Here is a 14,533-nt window from a genome sequence, read left to right as displayed (position 1 = left end):
GCCGGAGCGAGCCCGATAAGCATCATTTTGACGAATCGATACGCATGTCGGTCACAGAACGGACGAGACACCTTCGATGAATGGCTGATAGCGGACCGACATCAGGTCTTCCTGCTCGAATCGGCTGCCGACCTTGGCTATGCGGGTCATCACCTGCGGACCATCTCCCGGACCGATCGGCGCAATCAGCACACCATGCGTCGCCAGAAGATCAACGAAATGCCGTGGCACTTCCTCGAATGCGAGCCAGATCAGGATGCGGTCGAAGGGGCCGCCAGGCATTCCATGGCGACCATCAGCATGCTTGACCATGATGTTTTCGCGCTTCAGTGAAACGAATTGCTGCAGCGCGTGATCGCAAAGCTTGCGATAGCGCTCGACGGTCGTGACACGTCCGACGAGCGAAGACATTACCGCTGCTGTAAATCCGGAGCCGGTTCCAATCTCGAGCACACGATGACCGGGCTCCAGCTTGAGTGCGGCGATGGTCCGAATCTGGTCGTCGATACCTTCCATATACTCGCCGCAGTCAAGCGGCGCAGTACGCGGACTATAGGCAAGATGCGACCATGACGATGCGAGGAAGCTCTGGCGTGGCGTCGCTTCAACGGCTGCAAAAAGACGCGGATCGTCGATCCCGTATCCGCGCATCCGCATAACGAAGGATGCAAATCCTTCTCTGTCCGAAAGCCGTGGGCGCTCAGACGTTGCCTGCCTCATGCTTCAACCCCAAGTGCTGCACCCAGTTCTGCCCGAACCTTATGCGCGGTCAGATCGAGGTGCAATGGGGTCACTGAAATGCAATCGGAACGAATGGCTGCGATATCGCTGTCGTCCGCCACCGGAGCCTTGCCACGTCCGAAATGCAGCCAGAAATACGGGAATCCGCGTCCGTCGCGACGCTCGTCGAGGCGGGCGTCATGGCTGAGTTTACCCTGAGCGGTAATCCGTGTTCCCTTGACTTCATCTGCGCCGCAATTCGGGAAATTGAGGTTCAGGAGAACGCCTTCCGGCCATCCTGCTTCCATCAGCTTGCGGATAAGGTCAGGTGCATGCGTTTCCGCTGTTTCCCACGGCACGATGCGGCGGTCGCCTTCATATTCATATTCCTGCGACAATGCGATGGATCGCACACCGAGCAGTGTGCCTTCCATGGCGCCCGCAACCGTTCCCGAATAGGTGACGTCATCGGCAATATTCGCGCCGGAGTTTACGCCGGACAGAATAAGATCAGGCGCGCCCGGCAAAACGTGGCGAACGCCCATGATGACGCAATCGGTCGGCGTACCGCGCAATGCGAAATGGCGATCATCTATCTGGCGAAGACGGAGCGGTTCCGACAGCGTCAGCGAATGCGCGAGGCCGCTCTGATCGGTTTCAGGAGCAACGACCCAGACATCGTCGGAAAGCTTGCGTGCGATCCGCTCCAGAACTGCGAGGCCTTCAGCATGGATACCATCATCGTTCGTCAGCAGAATTCGCACGTCGTCACTCCTTCATTATGGCTATCAACAATTTCGGTTCACGCAGCTTTCTCTATCCGCGTGAGGCCGCCCATGTATGGCTGCAATGCTTCAGGAATATGAATGCTGCCATCTTCTTCCTGATAATTTTCCATGACCGCGATCAGGGCACGACCGACGGCGACGCCCGAACCGTTCAGCGTATGCACGAAACGGGTCGATTTCTCGCCTTCCGGACGATAGCGGGCATTCATGCGGCGGCCCTGGAAATCACCGCAGACAGAGCAGCTGGAAATTTCGCGATAGGTGTTCTGGCCGGGCAGCCACACCTCGATATCGTAAGTCTTCTGTGCGCCGAAACCCATGTCGCCGGTGCAGAGCACGACGGTACGGAACGGCAGACCAAGGCGCTTCAGAACCTCTTCGGCACAGGCAGTCATACGCTCATGCTCTTCGATCGAGCTGTCGGAATCCGTGATCGACACCATTTCCACTTTCAGGAACTGGTGCTGGCGCAGCATCCCGCGCGTATCACGACCGGCAGAACCCGCTTCCGAACGGAAGCACGGGGTCAGCGCTGTATAGCGCTGTGGAAGCGATTTGGTATCGACGATCTCGTCGGCAACCAGATTGGTCAGCGGAACTTCGGCGGTCGGGATGAGCCAGCGGCCATCCGTCGTGCGGAAAAGATCGTCGGAGAATTTCGGTAGCTGACCCGTTCCATAGACAGCTTCGTCGCGCACCATCAGCGGGGGCATCGTTTCGGTAAAGCCGTGTTCCATGGTGTGGAGGTCGAGCATGAACTGGCCAAGCGCTCGTTCGAGACGTGCAAGCGGTCCCTTCAGAACTGTAAAGCGCGAACCCGCGAGCTTGGCGGCGCGCTCGAAATCCATATAGCCGAGCGCTTCGCCCAGCTCGAAATGTTCTTTCGGCTGGAAGGAAAAGTTGCGTTGGTTGCCGATGCGACGAACTTCGACATTGTCGCTTTCATCCTTGCCGAGCGGCACGTCTTCCAGTGGAATATTGGGGATGGTCGACAGCGCGTCGTTCAGTTCCTTGGTCAGGCGACGTTCTTCGTCCTCAGCCTGTGCAAGAAAATCCTTCAACTCGGCAACTTCAGCCTTCAGCTTGTCAGCCGTCGCTGCGTCCTTTGCAGCCATGGCTTTGCCGATTTCCTTCGAAGCGGCGTTGCGGCGCTCCTGGGCGGCCTGAACCTTGCCGACATATTCGCGGCGTTTTTCATCCAGCGCCATCAATTCGGACGACAGCGACTGAGCCCCGCGCTTGGCGAGCGCTTTGTCGAGGGTTCCAGGGTTTTCGCGAATCCATTTGATGTCGAGCATGGGAAAAGCCGTTTCTTGAAATTGAACAGAAGCGAGGCCGCACAGGTTGCGACCTCATAGAATCAAAGTGACAAATCAGGACGATGAAGCGTCGTTCTCAGCGTCGGCGGTTTCCTGCGCCTCATCCCGTTTCTTCTCGATCATGCGAGCCACGATGATTGAAATCTCGTAGAGAAGGATCGTCGGCAAGGCAAGACCGATCTGGCTCGCCGGATCAGGCGGTGTCAGCACAGCCGCAACAATGAAAGCAATGACGATTGCGTATTTGCGCTTGTCCTTCAAGCCAGCCGAAGTCACCAGACCAACGCGGGCCATGAGGCTCGTGACCACCGGCAGCTGGAAGACCAGACCGAAAGCAAAGATGAGCGTCATGATGAGGCTCAGATATTCCGACACCTTCGGCAGAAGCGATATCTGCACTTCGCCGCCGCCGCCAGATTGCTGCATTGCGAGGAAGAACCACATCACCATCGGCGTGAAGAAGAAATAGACGAGTGCGCCCCCGGTCAAAAACAGGATCGGCGATGCGATCAGGAACGGCAGGAAGGCCATGCGTTCGTGCTTGTAAAGGCCGGGTGCCACAAACTTGTAGATCTGCGCGGCAATAATCGGAAATGCCAGCACGATACCGCCGAACATTGCAACCTTCACCTGTGTGAAGAAGAATTCCTGCGGCGCCGTATAAATCAGTTCTGCTTTCGAGCGATCCATGCCCGCCCAGTCGAGCGCCCATTGGTAAGGCACGACAAGCAGATTGAAGAGCTGTTTGGCGAAAGCGAAACAGAATACAAATGCCACGAAAAATGCCAGAATTGCCCAGATCAGGCGTCTGCGCAGTTCGATCAGGTGCTCAAGCAGAGGCGCTGCGCTCTGTTCGATTTCGTCCTCGTCGCGTGTCACGCTTTGGTTCCTGTCTTTTTCGTGGTCTTTTTGGCAGGTGCGGCAGCGGTCCCGACCGTTTCGGCCTTTGCCGTTTCCGATTTCGCTGCAACGGGCTTCTTGAGAGCAGGCTTTGCGACAGAAGCTGCCTTTGATGCGGCTTTCGTTTTAGCTGCTGTGGCTTCGGTCGCCTTACTCTGTGCCTTGGGTGCCGTCTTGCGCGCCGCCTTCTGGGGAGCTTGGGCTTTTTCCGCCAGCGGCTCCACGGCAGGCGGCACCAGTGTGCCACCAGCATCGACGGGTGTCGTCACTTCAGCGGTTTTGTCAGGTTTCGCCGGAGACATGGAAGACGTGGACTGAAGGCCAGAACGCAAATCCTCGCCTGCGCTTCGAATCGGATCGAATACCTGCGTGATCTTTGAACGCGGGTCGAGCTTGCGGGTTTCATCAATGATGTTCTTGACGTCCTCAAGCTCTGCCTCTTTCAAGGCCTCATCGAACTGCTGCTTGAACTCGTTGGCGGTAGCGCGCATGCGCGCGGTTGCCTTGCCGAATGCCCTCAGCATTTTCGGCAAATCCTTGGGACCGACCACCACGACCATCACGATCGCAATAATCAGAAGTTCAGACCAACCGATGTCGAACATATTCTTGATACCCCGCGCAATTCGCGCGCGCGTCCCGTCTTTCGGCGGAAAACCGCACTTGTAAATGACAAAATATGCTGCGCGCGTTTCCGCGCACGCAGCATGCTTTATCCGTTAGATCAGGACTTGGTGGTTTTCTTGACGTCGTTGACGGTTTCGTCAGCCTTGGCGTCGATCGTACGACCCGAATCCCTGGCTTCATCCTTAGCGTCTTCGTCGGTCATGCCCTGCTTGAAGTTCTTGATGCCCTTGGCAACATCACCCATCAGCTCGGGAATCTTGCCGCGGCCAAACAAAAGAAGGACAACCGCCAGAACGATCAGCCAGTGCCAGATGGAAAAGCTACCCATTTCATTCCTCTCATTGCCGCGAATGCGCGGCATGTTCCTGCAATGCCAATTACGATTTAAGCGCTTTCAACAAATCTTTCAAACAGAAGTATGACGGTGAACGGCTTTGCGACAAATAAAATTGGCTCCAAAGACCGGGGTGAGACTATTCACCACGTGGGGCGAGCAGGCCAAGGCTTTCCAGATCGATATCTTCGAGCGGCTCTTCGTCTTCCGTCAGTTCATCCGGGTCTAAATTCGGCACCGGAACTGCAAAACTCGATGGCATGCGTGCGGATAGAAGCCCTGCCCCGCGCAACTCCTCCAGTCCGGGCAAATCCCGGATTTCGGGAAGGCCGAAATGGTCAAGAAACGACTCCGTCGTCCCATAGGTGACCGGACGACCGGGAGTACGCCGGCGACCGCGCAGCTTAATCCAGCCGGTCTCCATAAGGACGTCAAGTGTGCCCTTTGAAGTTTCGACACCGCGAATATCTTCCAGCTCGGCGCGCGTTACCGGCTGGTGATAGGCGATGACGGCCAGCACTTCCATCGCAGCGCGAGACAGTTTGCGCTGCTGGACAGCTTCGCGACTCATGAGAAAGGCGAGATCGGGCGCAGTGCGAAACGCCCATGCATTGCCGACCTGAACAAGGTGCACGCCACGCGTTTCGTATATTTTCTGCAAATGCTTCAAAACAGGCGCAACCTCCACATTGGCAGGCAGGCGTTCCGCCAATGCGCGCTCGGATACAGGTTCGGAAGATGCGAAAACAATGGCTTCCACAATACGTGCGAGCTCAGCGAGCCCCTGCGTCGAGACGGAAGCTTCCTCCTCCATCAGATAATCATCGCTATCAATTTCAGCCAGATTTTGACGTTCCGCCTCAGACATCCTCGTCCTCATCCAATTCGCTGATATCTACCGTAGCCCTGATATAGATCGGCTCGAACGGAGCGTTTTGCCTGACTTCCAGCTTGCCTTCACGCACCAGCTCGAGACTGGCAGCGAAGGAACTCGCAAGTGCCGAGGCCCTCTCGCGCGGTGAAAGCGCATAATCGATCAAGAACCGGTCGAGAGAAACCCAGTCTCCAACCGTTCCCATCAAACGCACGAGCGCCACCCGTGCCTCTTTCAGCGACCAGACTGCACGCTTGGCGATTTGCACCTGCGACACGGCCTGTCGCTGTCGCTGTGAAGCATAGGCGGTGAGAAGGTCGTACAATGTCGCAGAAAACTGGCTGGTTCTGTCCACCATGACCATTTCCGGCATGCCGCGCGCGAAGACATCGCGCCCCAGCCGGCTGCGATTGACGAGCTTCGCCGCCGCATCGCGCATGGCTTCAAGCCTCTTCAAGCGATAGTGCAGCGACGCCGCCAATTCTTCGCCTGTTGCTCCGTCATCGCCCTGTTGCTTCGGGATCAGCAGCTTCGACTTGAGATAGGCGAGCCAGGCAGCCATGACGAGATAGTCGGCTGCAAGTTCAAGGCTCAACACGCGTGCCTTTTCCACAAATTCTAGATATTGCTCCGCGAGCGCCAGAACGGAGATACGGGCAAGATCGACGCGCTGGCTCCGCGCAAGATGGAGCAGCAGATCCAGAGGACCTTCAAATCCCTGCACATCGACGAGAAGAGACGGTTCGCTTTCGCTGCGCTCGGGATCACCTTGCCACAGCGCATCCATCGGCACGAGCGTGCCGTCTTTGCCGTCTGTGTCTGCTCCCGATGCCGCCAAACCCGTTTCCCTGTCGATAGTATTTCACCGGAGGATCAGCCCGCCGACCATCTCAGTTTACCAAGTTTTGACGATTACGCTATCAGTTCGAACATGGCGTTGAATTCTGCACGCAGTTCGTCCTCGTCGGAAAGATCGGGATCGCCCGCATAGACTTCGGCCAGATCGGCACGGCGCTTCGCCTTGCCCTCCAGAACCGGCACACGCGCTGCAACTTCCTTCAGTTCGTCCATCACGCCTGCGCAATAGAGAACCATGTCGCAACCGGCACCGATGATGCCGTCTGCTATGTCGCCCAGTCCGCCCGAGAGCGCCTTCATGGAAATATCGTCGCTCATGACGAGACCATCGAACTGGATGACATCGCGAATGATGGTATTGATGACAGTCGGTGACATCGTGGATGGACGCTGTGGGTCGATGCAATCGAACACGACATGAGCCGTCATTGCCATCGGCAGATCGTTGAGCGCCTTGAATGGCACGAAATCATGCGCGACCAGTTCATTGAGAGGAACGGTGACGCGCGCCAGTTCCTTGTGCGTGTCGGCAAACGCACGGCCATGCCCCGGCATATGCTTGACTACAGGTAGCAAACCACCGGCAAGCAAGCCCTCAGCAGCAGCCCGTCCCATTTCGGCAACCGCATGCGGGTTCTTGGAATAGGCTCGCGCACCGATGACATCATGTGCACCCTCGACTGGCACGTCCAGAACCGGCAGGCAGTCCACATTGACACCAACCTTCAGCAAGTCGAATGCATGCAGCCGGGCATGAAGCCATGCTGCGCGAAGTCCCGCTTCGCGATCACGCGCGTAGATCGCACCGATCTCGGAGGCCGAGGGATAATTGGGAACGAGCGGCGGGCGAAGGCGCTGCACGCGCCCACCTTCCTGATCGATGAAAACCGGCGTCTGATCACGGCCCGTCAGGTCACGCATATGCGCCGTCAGCTCGGAAACCTGTTCCAGACTTTCGACATTGCGCGCAAAAAGGATGAAGCCCCAGGGCCTTTCATCGCGGAAAAACGCGATTTCGTCCTGAGTAAGTTTCGTTCCCGACACACCGGCAATCCATGCCTTGCACTCTTTCATGCGCTCGTCCTTCAAATCGTCTGGAAATGCTGTACTCAAGTATCCCTGTTTCGGTTTAGCCGAAAAAATCAGGGCTTGGTAGTGGACCATGAAAAAGGGCGACCGAAGCCGCCCTTTCAATATTCAGTGTCTGATAAATCACTGCGTCACGAAGCAGCTACCGCCCGCAGACTTGAGGCGTCCGCAAAGTGCGGATGCATCTTCCTTGGAGCCACCCTGAACGCGGACACGATAGTAAGTCCCCTTGCCCGGAATGTCGGCACGCTTGATGTCGACGCTACGGCCACCGATCACGCTGCCATATTTCTGGGCCATGTTGGCATAGGATTTCTGTGCCAGCTCCGCAGATGGCTGCGAAGCGATCTGGATGAAGTAACCGCCTGCTCCCGCTGCGGATGCAACCTGTGGAGCAGCCGTGGCAGCGGCTGAACTCGCCGCTGCAGCCGCCTGCGTGCGCTGCGCAACATTGCCGACGATGTTGACCGGCTGTTCAGCTGGCCTTGACGGCACCACCGGAGCGCGGGCCGGAAGACGTGGAGCTTCCGCAGCAGGCTGAGGCTGTTGTGCCTGGGGAGCCGGTGCCGATTCCGGTGCCTGCGCGACTGGTTCTGCAGGCGCATTGCCAGCCGCCAGCGCGCCGATTTCATCACTGCCGGTTGGAGCCGATGGCTGCGCGGTGTTTGCCGGAGGCAGCTGCGAGGCCATTTCCTGCGGAGCCGGAGACGGCTGGACGATAGAACCATCCGGACGAACGATCATGGTTTCCACTTCGCGCGGCTGAACCAATGGCGCGTTGTGGTTCGTGTTTTGATTCTCGGCCGGAGCATTATTCGCCACTGGCTGTTCATCTGGCGTGTTGTCCGCCATGTTCTCGCCGTCGTCCGTGCCCGAAATGTCCACCGGCTCTTCACCGGAAGTAATCAGGGATTTTTGTTCCGGATTATTCGGCAAGGTACCGGCAACACGGTCATAAACTGCCTTGTCCTGGTTCGGCACTGTTGCACCGCCCGGATTTTCCGGCTGCATCTTGATCGGCTGATTGTCAGCACGAATCACAACCGGCTCGCCGGAACCGCTTCCTCCGATGAAATGATAGCCGATCCCACCAAGAAGCACCGCCACGCCAGCCACACTGGCCAGAATAAGGCCACGGCGGCCACGGACCGGACGATTACGATAGGCCTCGGCAGCACTGCCGAGATCATCTTCCGGCTGCATCGCAGCGCGTTCACCATAGTCGCCACCTTCAAAGGTCTGTGCACCCTGAGCCGCCCAATGGTTGTAGAAATCGTCTTCATTGCCCAACGGGTTGGAGGCTTTTGGCTGTGCTGGCGTCTGAGCCGTCTGCGAACGGCCATATGCTCCCGCAGCGGCGGCAGCACCGACGCCCATTGCAGCAGCGCCGACAGCGGCACCTAGGCTGGCGCCGGAACTTGGCAGATAGCTGGAAGCACTTTCGCGGAATATATCCTCAAAAGCCCTGTCAGCCTCGCTCTGCGCGTCGGATTTCGCCGAATCATCAGTTCCGACGGTGTTGAAGACTTCCGCGAATTCCGCTTCAAGATCAGTCAGACCGGCATTGGGCTCTTCTTCGCCGTAGCTGACGTCAGGCAGATCGAGGGAATGCGTCTGCTCGACCTTTTCTTCGGCCACACTCAAGGTTTCGACTTCGGGTGCCGGAGCACTGACCGCAGCCGTATGCGTGCTTCCGAACTGCGAGAACGCAGCCGGTGATGACCGGTAATCCTCGTCCGGACGCACCGCATGCGCGTAAGCAGCGGTTTCCTCTTCAGTTTCCGTGCTCAGGTCGAGATCGTCTTCCGTAAAGAAATCATCTTCGCCGAAGGCATTCTCGTCCTGGATTTTGGAAACATCGCCTGATGGTTCAAACCCAAAATCGTCTTCCGAAAGGCTGATCTCAGCCAATTCGGGAAGATCATCCTCTGTTCCTTCGGCGGCAATTGCAGCCGGTGCTTCTTCAATGTCGAACGAGAAGTCGTCATCGAAAGAGAAATCGTCATCATCGTCATGAGAGGAGGTTGAACCTGCAACAGGCGCATAATCAGCCTGCGTCGTCGTCACTACCGCATCTTGTCCTGCAACTCCCGAGGAGAAATTGCTCCGCGTGTAATACGGGTATCCCGCAGGAACTGTCTGTGGGGCGTAGGCTTCGAGTGGCGCAACTGGTGCGGCAGACTGAGGTTCATCATCATAGGTCTGCTCATCGAGCTGCAAATCGTCGAAATGCAGGTCGTCCAGCTCTGGCCCATCCTGATAAACATGATTGTGCACCGCCGCCGTGTCGTGCTGGACACTTGTCGCTTCTGCAGGCGCAACATGTGAAAAGTACGTCGCGTCGTGGGACACCGGCTGCGGCTCGTCGCCGAACAGCAGATTTTCCAGTTCGTCCTCAAGCGAAACCGGCGCTGTGACGGCGGCATAGGACTGCTCAGCAGGCTCCACGGCCTGAACATTCCAGTCGTGCTCGCGTGCAGGCTGGTAAGCCTCTTCATGCGGCTCTATGGCTGGCTGATAGACCGTCGGATCGTAGTCATTTTGATCGATATGTAGCGGCTCTACGGTTTCCCGGCGGCTGTAGACCGACGACGCAGCGTAACCCTCGCCGCTCGAATCGCGCGCAGCCGAGTAATCGTTGTAATCGAATTGCGGCACAGGTTCTGTGCGGTCCGCTTCCTCGAACTCCAGTGTTTCGAATGATGGCGTTTCCAATGCTGGTGCCTGTTCATCCTCACTCATCTGAAGATCAAGTTCGTCTTCCAGAGCAGACGCAAGTTCTTCCTCATGAATCAGAGCTTCACCCGCCCGATAGGAATCGTCGTGCGTCGGTGTCGCTTGGGAATGTGACTGGTCCGTAGGCTGAGAATAATCATTGAAGCCGCCGAGCAGCTCGCGCTCCAGATCCAGCGATGGATCGAAGCCCGGATCTGTTCGATCATCCTCAAAGTGAGTATTCCCGAAATGAGTGGGGCGGCGCTCGTTCCAAGCGACGTTATCATCAGCAGGCGTGCCGAAGTCCATGATCCGCGACAATTCCATCAGCGGATCGTCTTCGTGCAACGGACGCTCGCCGTAATTACGGGGATTTGCACTGCTGTCCGTCATAACGTGTTCCTAACTCAAACCCTGGACGTCGCAAGACGTCTCCATACATTGCTTTGTAGCGAGGCAATGTGGGCAAAAGTTGACGGAAGTTTCCTGCGCCAGAAGGAAGACCAATGACTTGCGTTCATTATGGCCTCCCACCTGTTCGACTTGCCAACCTTTGCCTTCAATCAGTCTTTCGACCTGAACAGCTTCGTGACAGCCGAGTGGTCACCGAAAACATCTCGAACCGCATTTCGCGGTCCGCACATTGCGATGACCAATCTTCGAGTATAATCCGTCTCAAAAGGCCTTCACCTTCAAACTATACTCTAGCGCATTTCCGTTGGAGCGTCCGCACCGATTATCGTCAATCCGGAACGCAGCACATCGGAAACAACCTGTACCAGCCCTAGCCTGGCTAGCGACAAGTCTGGATCGTTAACCTTAATAAAACGTAAGTCCGGGTTCTCTGTGCCTCTATTCCACTGTGAATGGAACGCGCTGGCGAGGTCATAAAGGTAGAAAGCAAGCCGATGCGGCTCCTGATGGACGGCCGCAGCCTCGATCAGACGCGGATATTCCGCAAGCTTGCGAACGAGCGCGATTTCGCTCTCATCGGTCAGCTTGTCGAAATGCGCGCCCATGCCGACTCGGTCCAGATCGGCAAGACCAAGCTGATCGGCGGCCTGACGGAAAACCGAGTGACAACGCGCCGAAGCATATTGCACGTAGAAGACCGGATTGTCCTTCGACTGCTCGGTCACCTTGGCAAAATCGAAATCCAGCGGCGCGTCGTTCTTCCGGTAAAGCATCATGAAACGAACAGGGTCGCGGCCGACTTCATCCACGACCTCGCGCAACGTTATGAACTCGCCCGACCGCTTCGACATGCGCACAGGTTCGCCATCACGGAACAGCTTGACCAGTTGGCAGAGCAGCACCGTCAGCTTGGCCTTGCCATCGGAAACCGCTCTCGCAACCGCTTCCAGACGCTTGACATAGCCACCATGGTCGGCGCCCAGCACATAGATCATCTCGTTGAAACCGCGATCGTACTTGTCCTTGAAATACGCGACGTCGCCGGCAAAATAAGTAAAAGCGCCATCGGACTTCATCAGCGGACGATCGATATCGTCGCCCACTTCCGTCGAACGGAACAATGTCTGCTCCCGGTCTTCCCAGTCTTCCGGAAGCTGGCCCTTCGGAGGCGGGAGCTTGCCCTTGTAGACATGGCCCTTGAGCGTCAGATCGTTGATTGCATTGCGAATCGCCCGTGCGTGATCCACATGCAGCTTCCGCTCGGAGAAGAACACATCATGATGCACATTGAGCGCATCGAGATCGGCGCGGATCATCGCCATCATGGCATCGATCGTGCGATCCTTGATCAGAGCGAGCGCTTCGGCTTCCGGTATTTCCAGAAGCTTGTTACCGAATTCCTTGGCAAGTTCCTGCCCTACCGGAACGAGATAGTCGCCAGGGTAAAGACCAGCCGGAATCTCGCCGACACTCTCGCCGAGCGCTTCGCGGTAGCGCAGCATCGCGGAACGCGCCAACACATCGATCTGTGCCCCGGCGTCGTTGATGTAGTATTCCTTGACCACGTCATAGCCTGCGAATTGGAGCAGATTGGCCAGAACATCGCCCACAACTGCGCCACGGCAATGGCCCACATGCATGGGTCCAGTAGGGTTTGCCGAAACATATTCGACATTCACCTTCAAGCCGGAACCAAGCTTGGAGCGTCCGAAATCCGTACCTTCGTTCAGCATCGACGAAAGTTCACGCTGCCAATAAGTGGCCTTGAGGCGCAGATTGATGAAACCCGGACCTGCGACATCGACAGTTTCGACATCTTCATCCGAGGCAAGAGCTTCAGCTATCCGAACGGCAAGTTCGCGCGGGTTTTCACCAACAGCCTTGGAGAGCACCATTGCAGCATTGGTTGCAATATCGCCATGGGAAGCATCTCGCGGTGGCTCGACACCGATGCGCGAAAGGTCGAGTTCGCCACCGTCTTTCGGTTTCAGATCAATATCTTGCAACGTCTTTTTGATACGTGCGTCGAAATCTGCAAAGATATTCATGGTCTGTCCTGTCAGGCTTACGCCGGGCTTTTAGTCCTGCTTTTCCGGTGTCGGCTCGTTCCAATAAAGTGCGGGATCCGGTCAATTTGCCGATAGATGCCGCTTCGTTTGGCCCCGATTAAGCTAAATCGGGTGTGTGGTCAAACAATCGTCGGTGTTCTCGCACCGCATAATTGTCAGTCATCCCGGCAAGATAATCAGCTATCCGTCGTGCCCGCGATGCTTCATCCAGCGTCTCGCAGCCCGATTGCCATTCCGGCGGCATGATCATTGGGTCGGCAAAACAGGCATCGAAAAGGTCTTGAAGAATCTTGTCGGCAGCGTGCCTGTGCACAACGACGCTTTCGTGGAAATAGAGGTTCTTGAAGAGAAAACGCTTCAGCACTTTTTCGTCGGTGCGCATGGCATCCGAAAAACCTACCAGTGCGTGCGACTGACCATGCACGTCTTCCACACTTTGCGGCTTCGCTGCCGCAAGACGGCGCTGAGCCTCCTCGATCACATCTTCCACCATGATGGTGATTTGCCTGCGCACCAGTTCATGTCCGGTACGAACAGGATCGAGATCGGGATAACGCGTCCGCACGAGATCGAGCAGGCGTTTCGTCAATGGCACTTCGTCAAGCGCATCGAGGCTCAAAAGCCCTGCTCGCAAGCCATCGTCAATATCGTGGGCATTATAAGCGATATCATCGGCAATGGCCGCACATTGCGCTTCCATACTGGCGAACCGCGTAAGTTCAAGGTCGTAGCGTTCATTGAAATCGAGGATCGGCAACGGAACAGAAACATCTGGATGGGGCGCATAGGCACCCAACAGAGGCCCGTTGTGCTTGACCAGCCCTTCCAGCGTCTCCCATGAAAGATTGAGCCCATCGAAATCGGCATATCGATGCTCAAGCTTGGTCACGATCCTGAGCGACTGCGCGTTATGATCGAAGCCACCGAATGGCTTCATGCGCTCGTTGAGCGCTTCCTCGCCGGTATGACCGAAGGGCGTGTGCCCGAAATCATGAACAAGCGCCACGGCTTCGGCAAGGTCTTCATCGAGCCGCAATGCCCGAGCCAACGCGCGGGCGATTTGGGCGACCTCTATCGTATGCGTGAGACGTGTGCGGTAATGATCGCCCTCATGTGCGATAAAAACCTGCGTCTTGTGCTTCAGACGGCGGAAAGCCGTGGAATGGATGATGCGGTCCCGGTCGCGCTGGAATGGTGTGCGTGTCGGGCTCTCCGGCTCAGGAACCAGACGACCACGGCTTCGTGCAGGATCACAGGCATAGGGCGCGCGTTCGCGATAACCAAAGCCTATTCCTTCCAGCGACATTGCGATGCATCCTTCACTGTAATATGATTACGCCAAATTGGTGCGGACCCAGTACAGACATTGACTTCCGCGGTTCGCGTTCATAGCTATCAGCTAATCATGAAGGCAAGTATGCGGCTATCGGAAATCTGGAGAAATCACCCGGTTCGATATTCGCAATTGCAAACGGAACAAGGCAGATGACAGACATTACCGTCTCAGATTCCGCAGCAAAGCGGATCGCCAAGATTCTCGGATCGGAACCGGGAAAGACTGCACTTCGCGTTTCGGTCGAAGGCGGCGGGTGTTCCGGTTTCTCCTATAAATACGACTTGGTCGATGAGCAGGCCGATGACGATATCATCATCGAGAAGCTTGGAGCCAAGGTGCTGATCGATTCCATTTCCGTTCCCTATCTGGACGGCTCGGAAATCGATTTCGTCGATGATCTGATGGGACAGTCTTTCCAGATCCGCAATCCGAATGCCACTTCGTCCTGCGGCTGCGGAACCAGCTTCGCCATCTGACTGGCGCGCACCAT

At 56.7% G+C, this 14,533-nt stretch carries 13 protein-coding genes; 1 reads left to right on the top strand and 12 read right to left on the bottom strand.

Annotation, left to right across the window (positions count from 1 at the left end; all coding sequences use genetic code 11):
* Positions 1–51: 51 nt before the first annotated feature.
* The 12 genes from CQZ93_RS05580 to CQZ93_RS05525 form a co-directional block, all read right to left on the bottom strand.
* Complete coding sequence (locus tag CQZ93_RS05580) at positions 52–720, bottom strand: protein-L-isoaspartate(D-aspartate) O-methyltransferase (protein ID WP_105541704.1); 669 nt, start codon at positions 718–720, stop codon at positions 52–54.
* Positions 717–1,484, bottom strand: coding sequence for a 5'/3'-nucleotidase SurE (surE, locus tag CQZ93_RS05575; RefSeq protein ID WP_105541703.1), 768 nt, complete (start codon positions 1,482–1,484; stop codon positions 717–719). The genes CQZ93_RS05580 and surE overlap by 4 nt, the downstream gene beginning before the upstream one ends.
* A 38-nt stretch (positions 1,485–1,522) precedes the next feature.
* On the bottom strand, positions 1,523–2,806 hold the full coding sequence (gene serS, locus CQZ93_RS05570; RefSeq protein ID WP_105541702.1) for a serine--tRNA ligase: 1,284 nt from the start codon (positions 2,804–2,806) through the stop codon (positions 1,523–1,525).
* A gap of 75 nt (positions 2,807–2,881) precedes the next feature.
* A complete protein-coding gene (gene tatC / locus CQZ93_RS05565) occupies positions 2,882–3,706 on the bottom strand; it encodes a twin-arginine translocase subunit TatC (RefSeq protein ID WP_105541701.1) in 825 nt (274 codons plus the stop codon).
* Positions 3,703–4,332 carry a Sec-independent protein translocase protein TatB gene (tatB, locus tag CQZ93_RS05560; protein ID WP_105541700.1) on the bottom strand — a complete coding sequence of 210 codons (630 nt, stop codon included), beginning with the start codon at positions 4,330–4,332 and terminating at the stop codon, positions 3,703–3,705. The genes tatC and tatB overlap by 4 nt, the downstream gene beginning before the upstream one ends.
* A gap of 119 nt (positions 4,333–4,451) precedes the next feature.
* Entirely contained in the window at positions 4,452–4,682 is a 231-nt protein-coding gene (locus CQZ93_RS05555; protein ID WP_105543189.1) for a twin-arginine translocase TatA/TatE family subunit, read from the bottom strand.
* A 145-nt stretch (positions 4,683–4,827) separates the two neighbouring features.
* Positions 4,828–5,556 (bottom strand): SMC-Scp complex subunit ScpB, encoded by a 729-nt coding sequence (gene scpB, locus CQZ93_RS05550; RefSeq protein WP_105541699.1) that lies wholly within the window; start codon positions 5,554–5,556, stop codon positions 4,828–4,830.
* Positions 5,549–6,400, bottom strand: coding sequence for a segregation and condensation protein A (locus CQZ93_RS05545; RefSeq protein ID WP_105541698.1), 852 nt, complete (start codon positions 6,398–6,400; stop codon positions 5,549–5,551). The genes scpB and CQZ93_RS05545 overlap by 8 nt, the downstream gene beginning before the upstream one ends.
* Positions 6,401–6,474: 74 nt before the next feature.
* Complete coding sequence (gene nagZ, locus CQZ93_RS05540) at positions 6,475–7,494, bottom strand: beta-N-acetylhexosaminidase (protein WP_105541697.1); 1,020 nt, start codon at positions 7,492–7,494, stop codon at positions 6,475–6,477.
* A 138-nt stretch (positions 7,495–7,632) separates the two neighbouring features.
* Complete coding sequence (locus tag CQZ93_RS05535; RefSeq protein WP_105541696.1) at positions 7,633–10,617, bottom strand: SPOR domain-containing protein; 2,985 nt, start codon at positions 10,615–10,617, stop codon at positions 7,633–7,635.
* A 311-nt stretch (positions 10,618–10,928) separates the two neighbouring features.
* On the bottom strand, positions 10,929–12,686 hold the full coding sequence (argS, locus tag CQZ93_RS05530; RefSeq protein WP_105541695.1) for an arginine--tRNA ligase: 1,758 nt from the start codon (positions 12,684–12,686) through the stop codon (positions 10,929–10,931).
* Positions 12,687–12,804: 118 nt separating this feature from the next.
* Positions 12,805–14,013, bottom strand: coding sequence for a deoxyguanosinetriphosphate triphosphohydrolase (locus tag CQZ93_RS05525; RefSeq protein WP_105541694.1), 1,209 nt, complete (start codon positions 14,011–14,013; stop codon positions 12,805–12,807).
* A gap of 179 nt (positions 14,014–14,192) precedes the next feature.
* On the opposite strand from CQZ93_RS05525, the gene erpA reads away from it, so the two are divergent.
* A complete protein-coding gene (erpA, locus tag CQZ93_RS05520; RefSeq protein ID WP_105541693.1) occupies positions 14,193–14,519 on the top strand; it encodes an iron-sulfur cluster insertion protein ErpA in 327 nt (108 codons plus the stop codon).
* The last annotated feature ends 14 nt before the right edge of the window (positions 14,520–14,533 follow it).

It is taken from the genome of Ochrobactrum vermis (genome assembly GCF_002975205.1).
In the GTDB taxonomy this organism is placed as follows: domain Bacteria; phylum Pseudomonadota; class Alphaproteobacteria; order Rhizobiales; family Rhizobiaceae; genus Brucella; species Brucella vermis.
This window is presented reverse-complemented; position numbering and strand designations above follow the sequence as displayed.

Excerpts from the sequence above, each read along its gene's own strand:
- CQZ93_RS05580 (WP_105541704.1), bottom strand. The coding sequence starts at position 720 with ATGAGGCAGGCAACGTCTGAGCGCCCACGGCTTTCGGACAGAGAAGGA.
- serS (WP_105541702.1), bottom strand. The coding sequence starts at position 2,806 with ATGCTCGACATCAAATGGATTCGCGAAAACCCTGGAACCCTCGACAAA.
- tatB (WP_105541700.1), bottom strand. The coding sequence starts at position 4,332 with ATGTTCGACATCGGTTGGTCTGAACTTCTGATTATTGCGATCGTGATG.
- CQZ93_RS05555 (WP_105543189.1), bottom strand. The coding sequence starts at position 4,682 with ATGGGTAGCTTTTCCATCTGGCACTGGCTGATCGTTCTGGCGGTTGTC.
- scpB (WP_105541699.1), bottom strand. The coding sequence starts at position 5,556 with ATGTCTGAGGCGGAACGTCAAAATCTGGCTGAAATTGATAGCGATGAT.
- nagZ (WP_105541697.1), bottom strand. The coding sequence starts at position 7,494 with ATGAAAGAGTGCAAGGCATGGATTGCCGGTGTGTCGGGAACGAAACTT.
- CQZ93_RS05535 (WP_105541696.1), bottom strand. The coding sequence starts at position 10,617 with ATGACGGACAGCAGTGCAAATCCCCGTAATTACGGCGAGCGTCCGTTG.
- argS (WP_105541695.1), bottom strand. The coding sequence starts at position 12,686 with ATGAATATCTTTGCAGATTTCGACGCACGTATCAAAAAGACGTTGCAA.
- CQZ93_RS05525 (WP_105541694.1), bottom strand. The coding sequence starts at position 14,013 with ATGTCGCTGGAAGGAATAGGCTTTGGTTATCGCGAACGCGCGCCCTAT.
- erpA (WP_105541693.1), top strand. The coding sequence starts at position 14,193 with ATGACAGACATTACCGTCTCAGATTCCGCAGCAAAGCGGATCGCCAAG.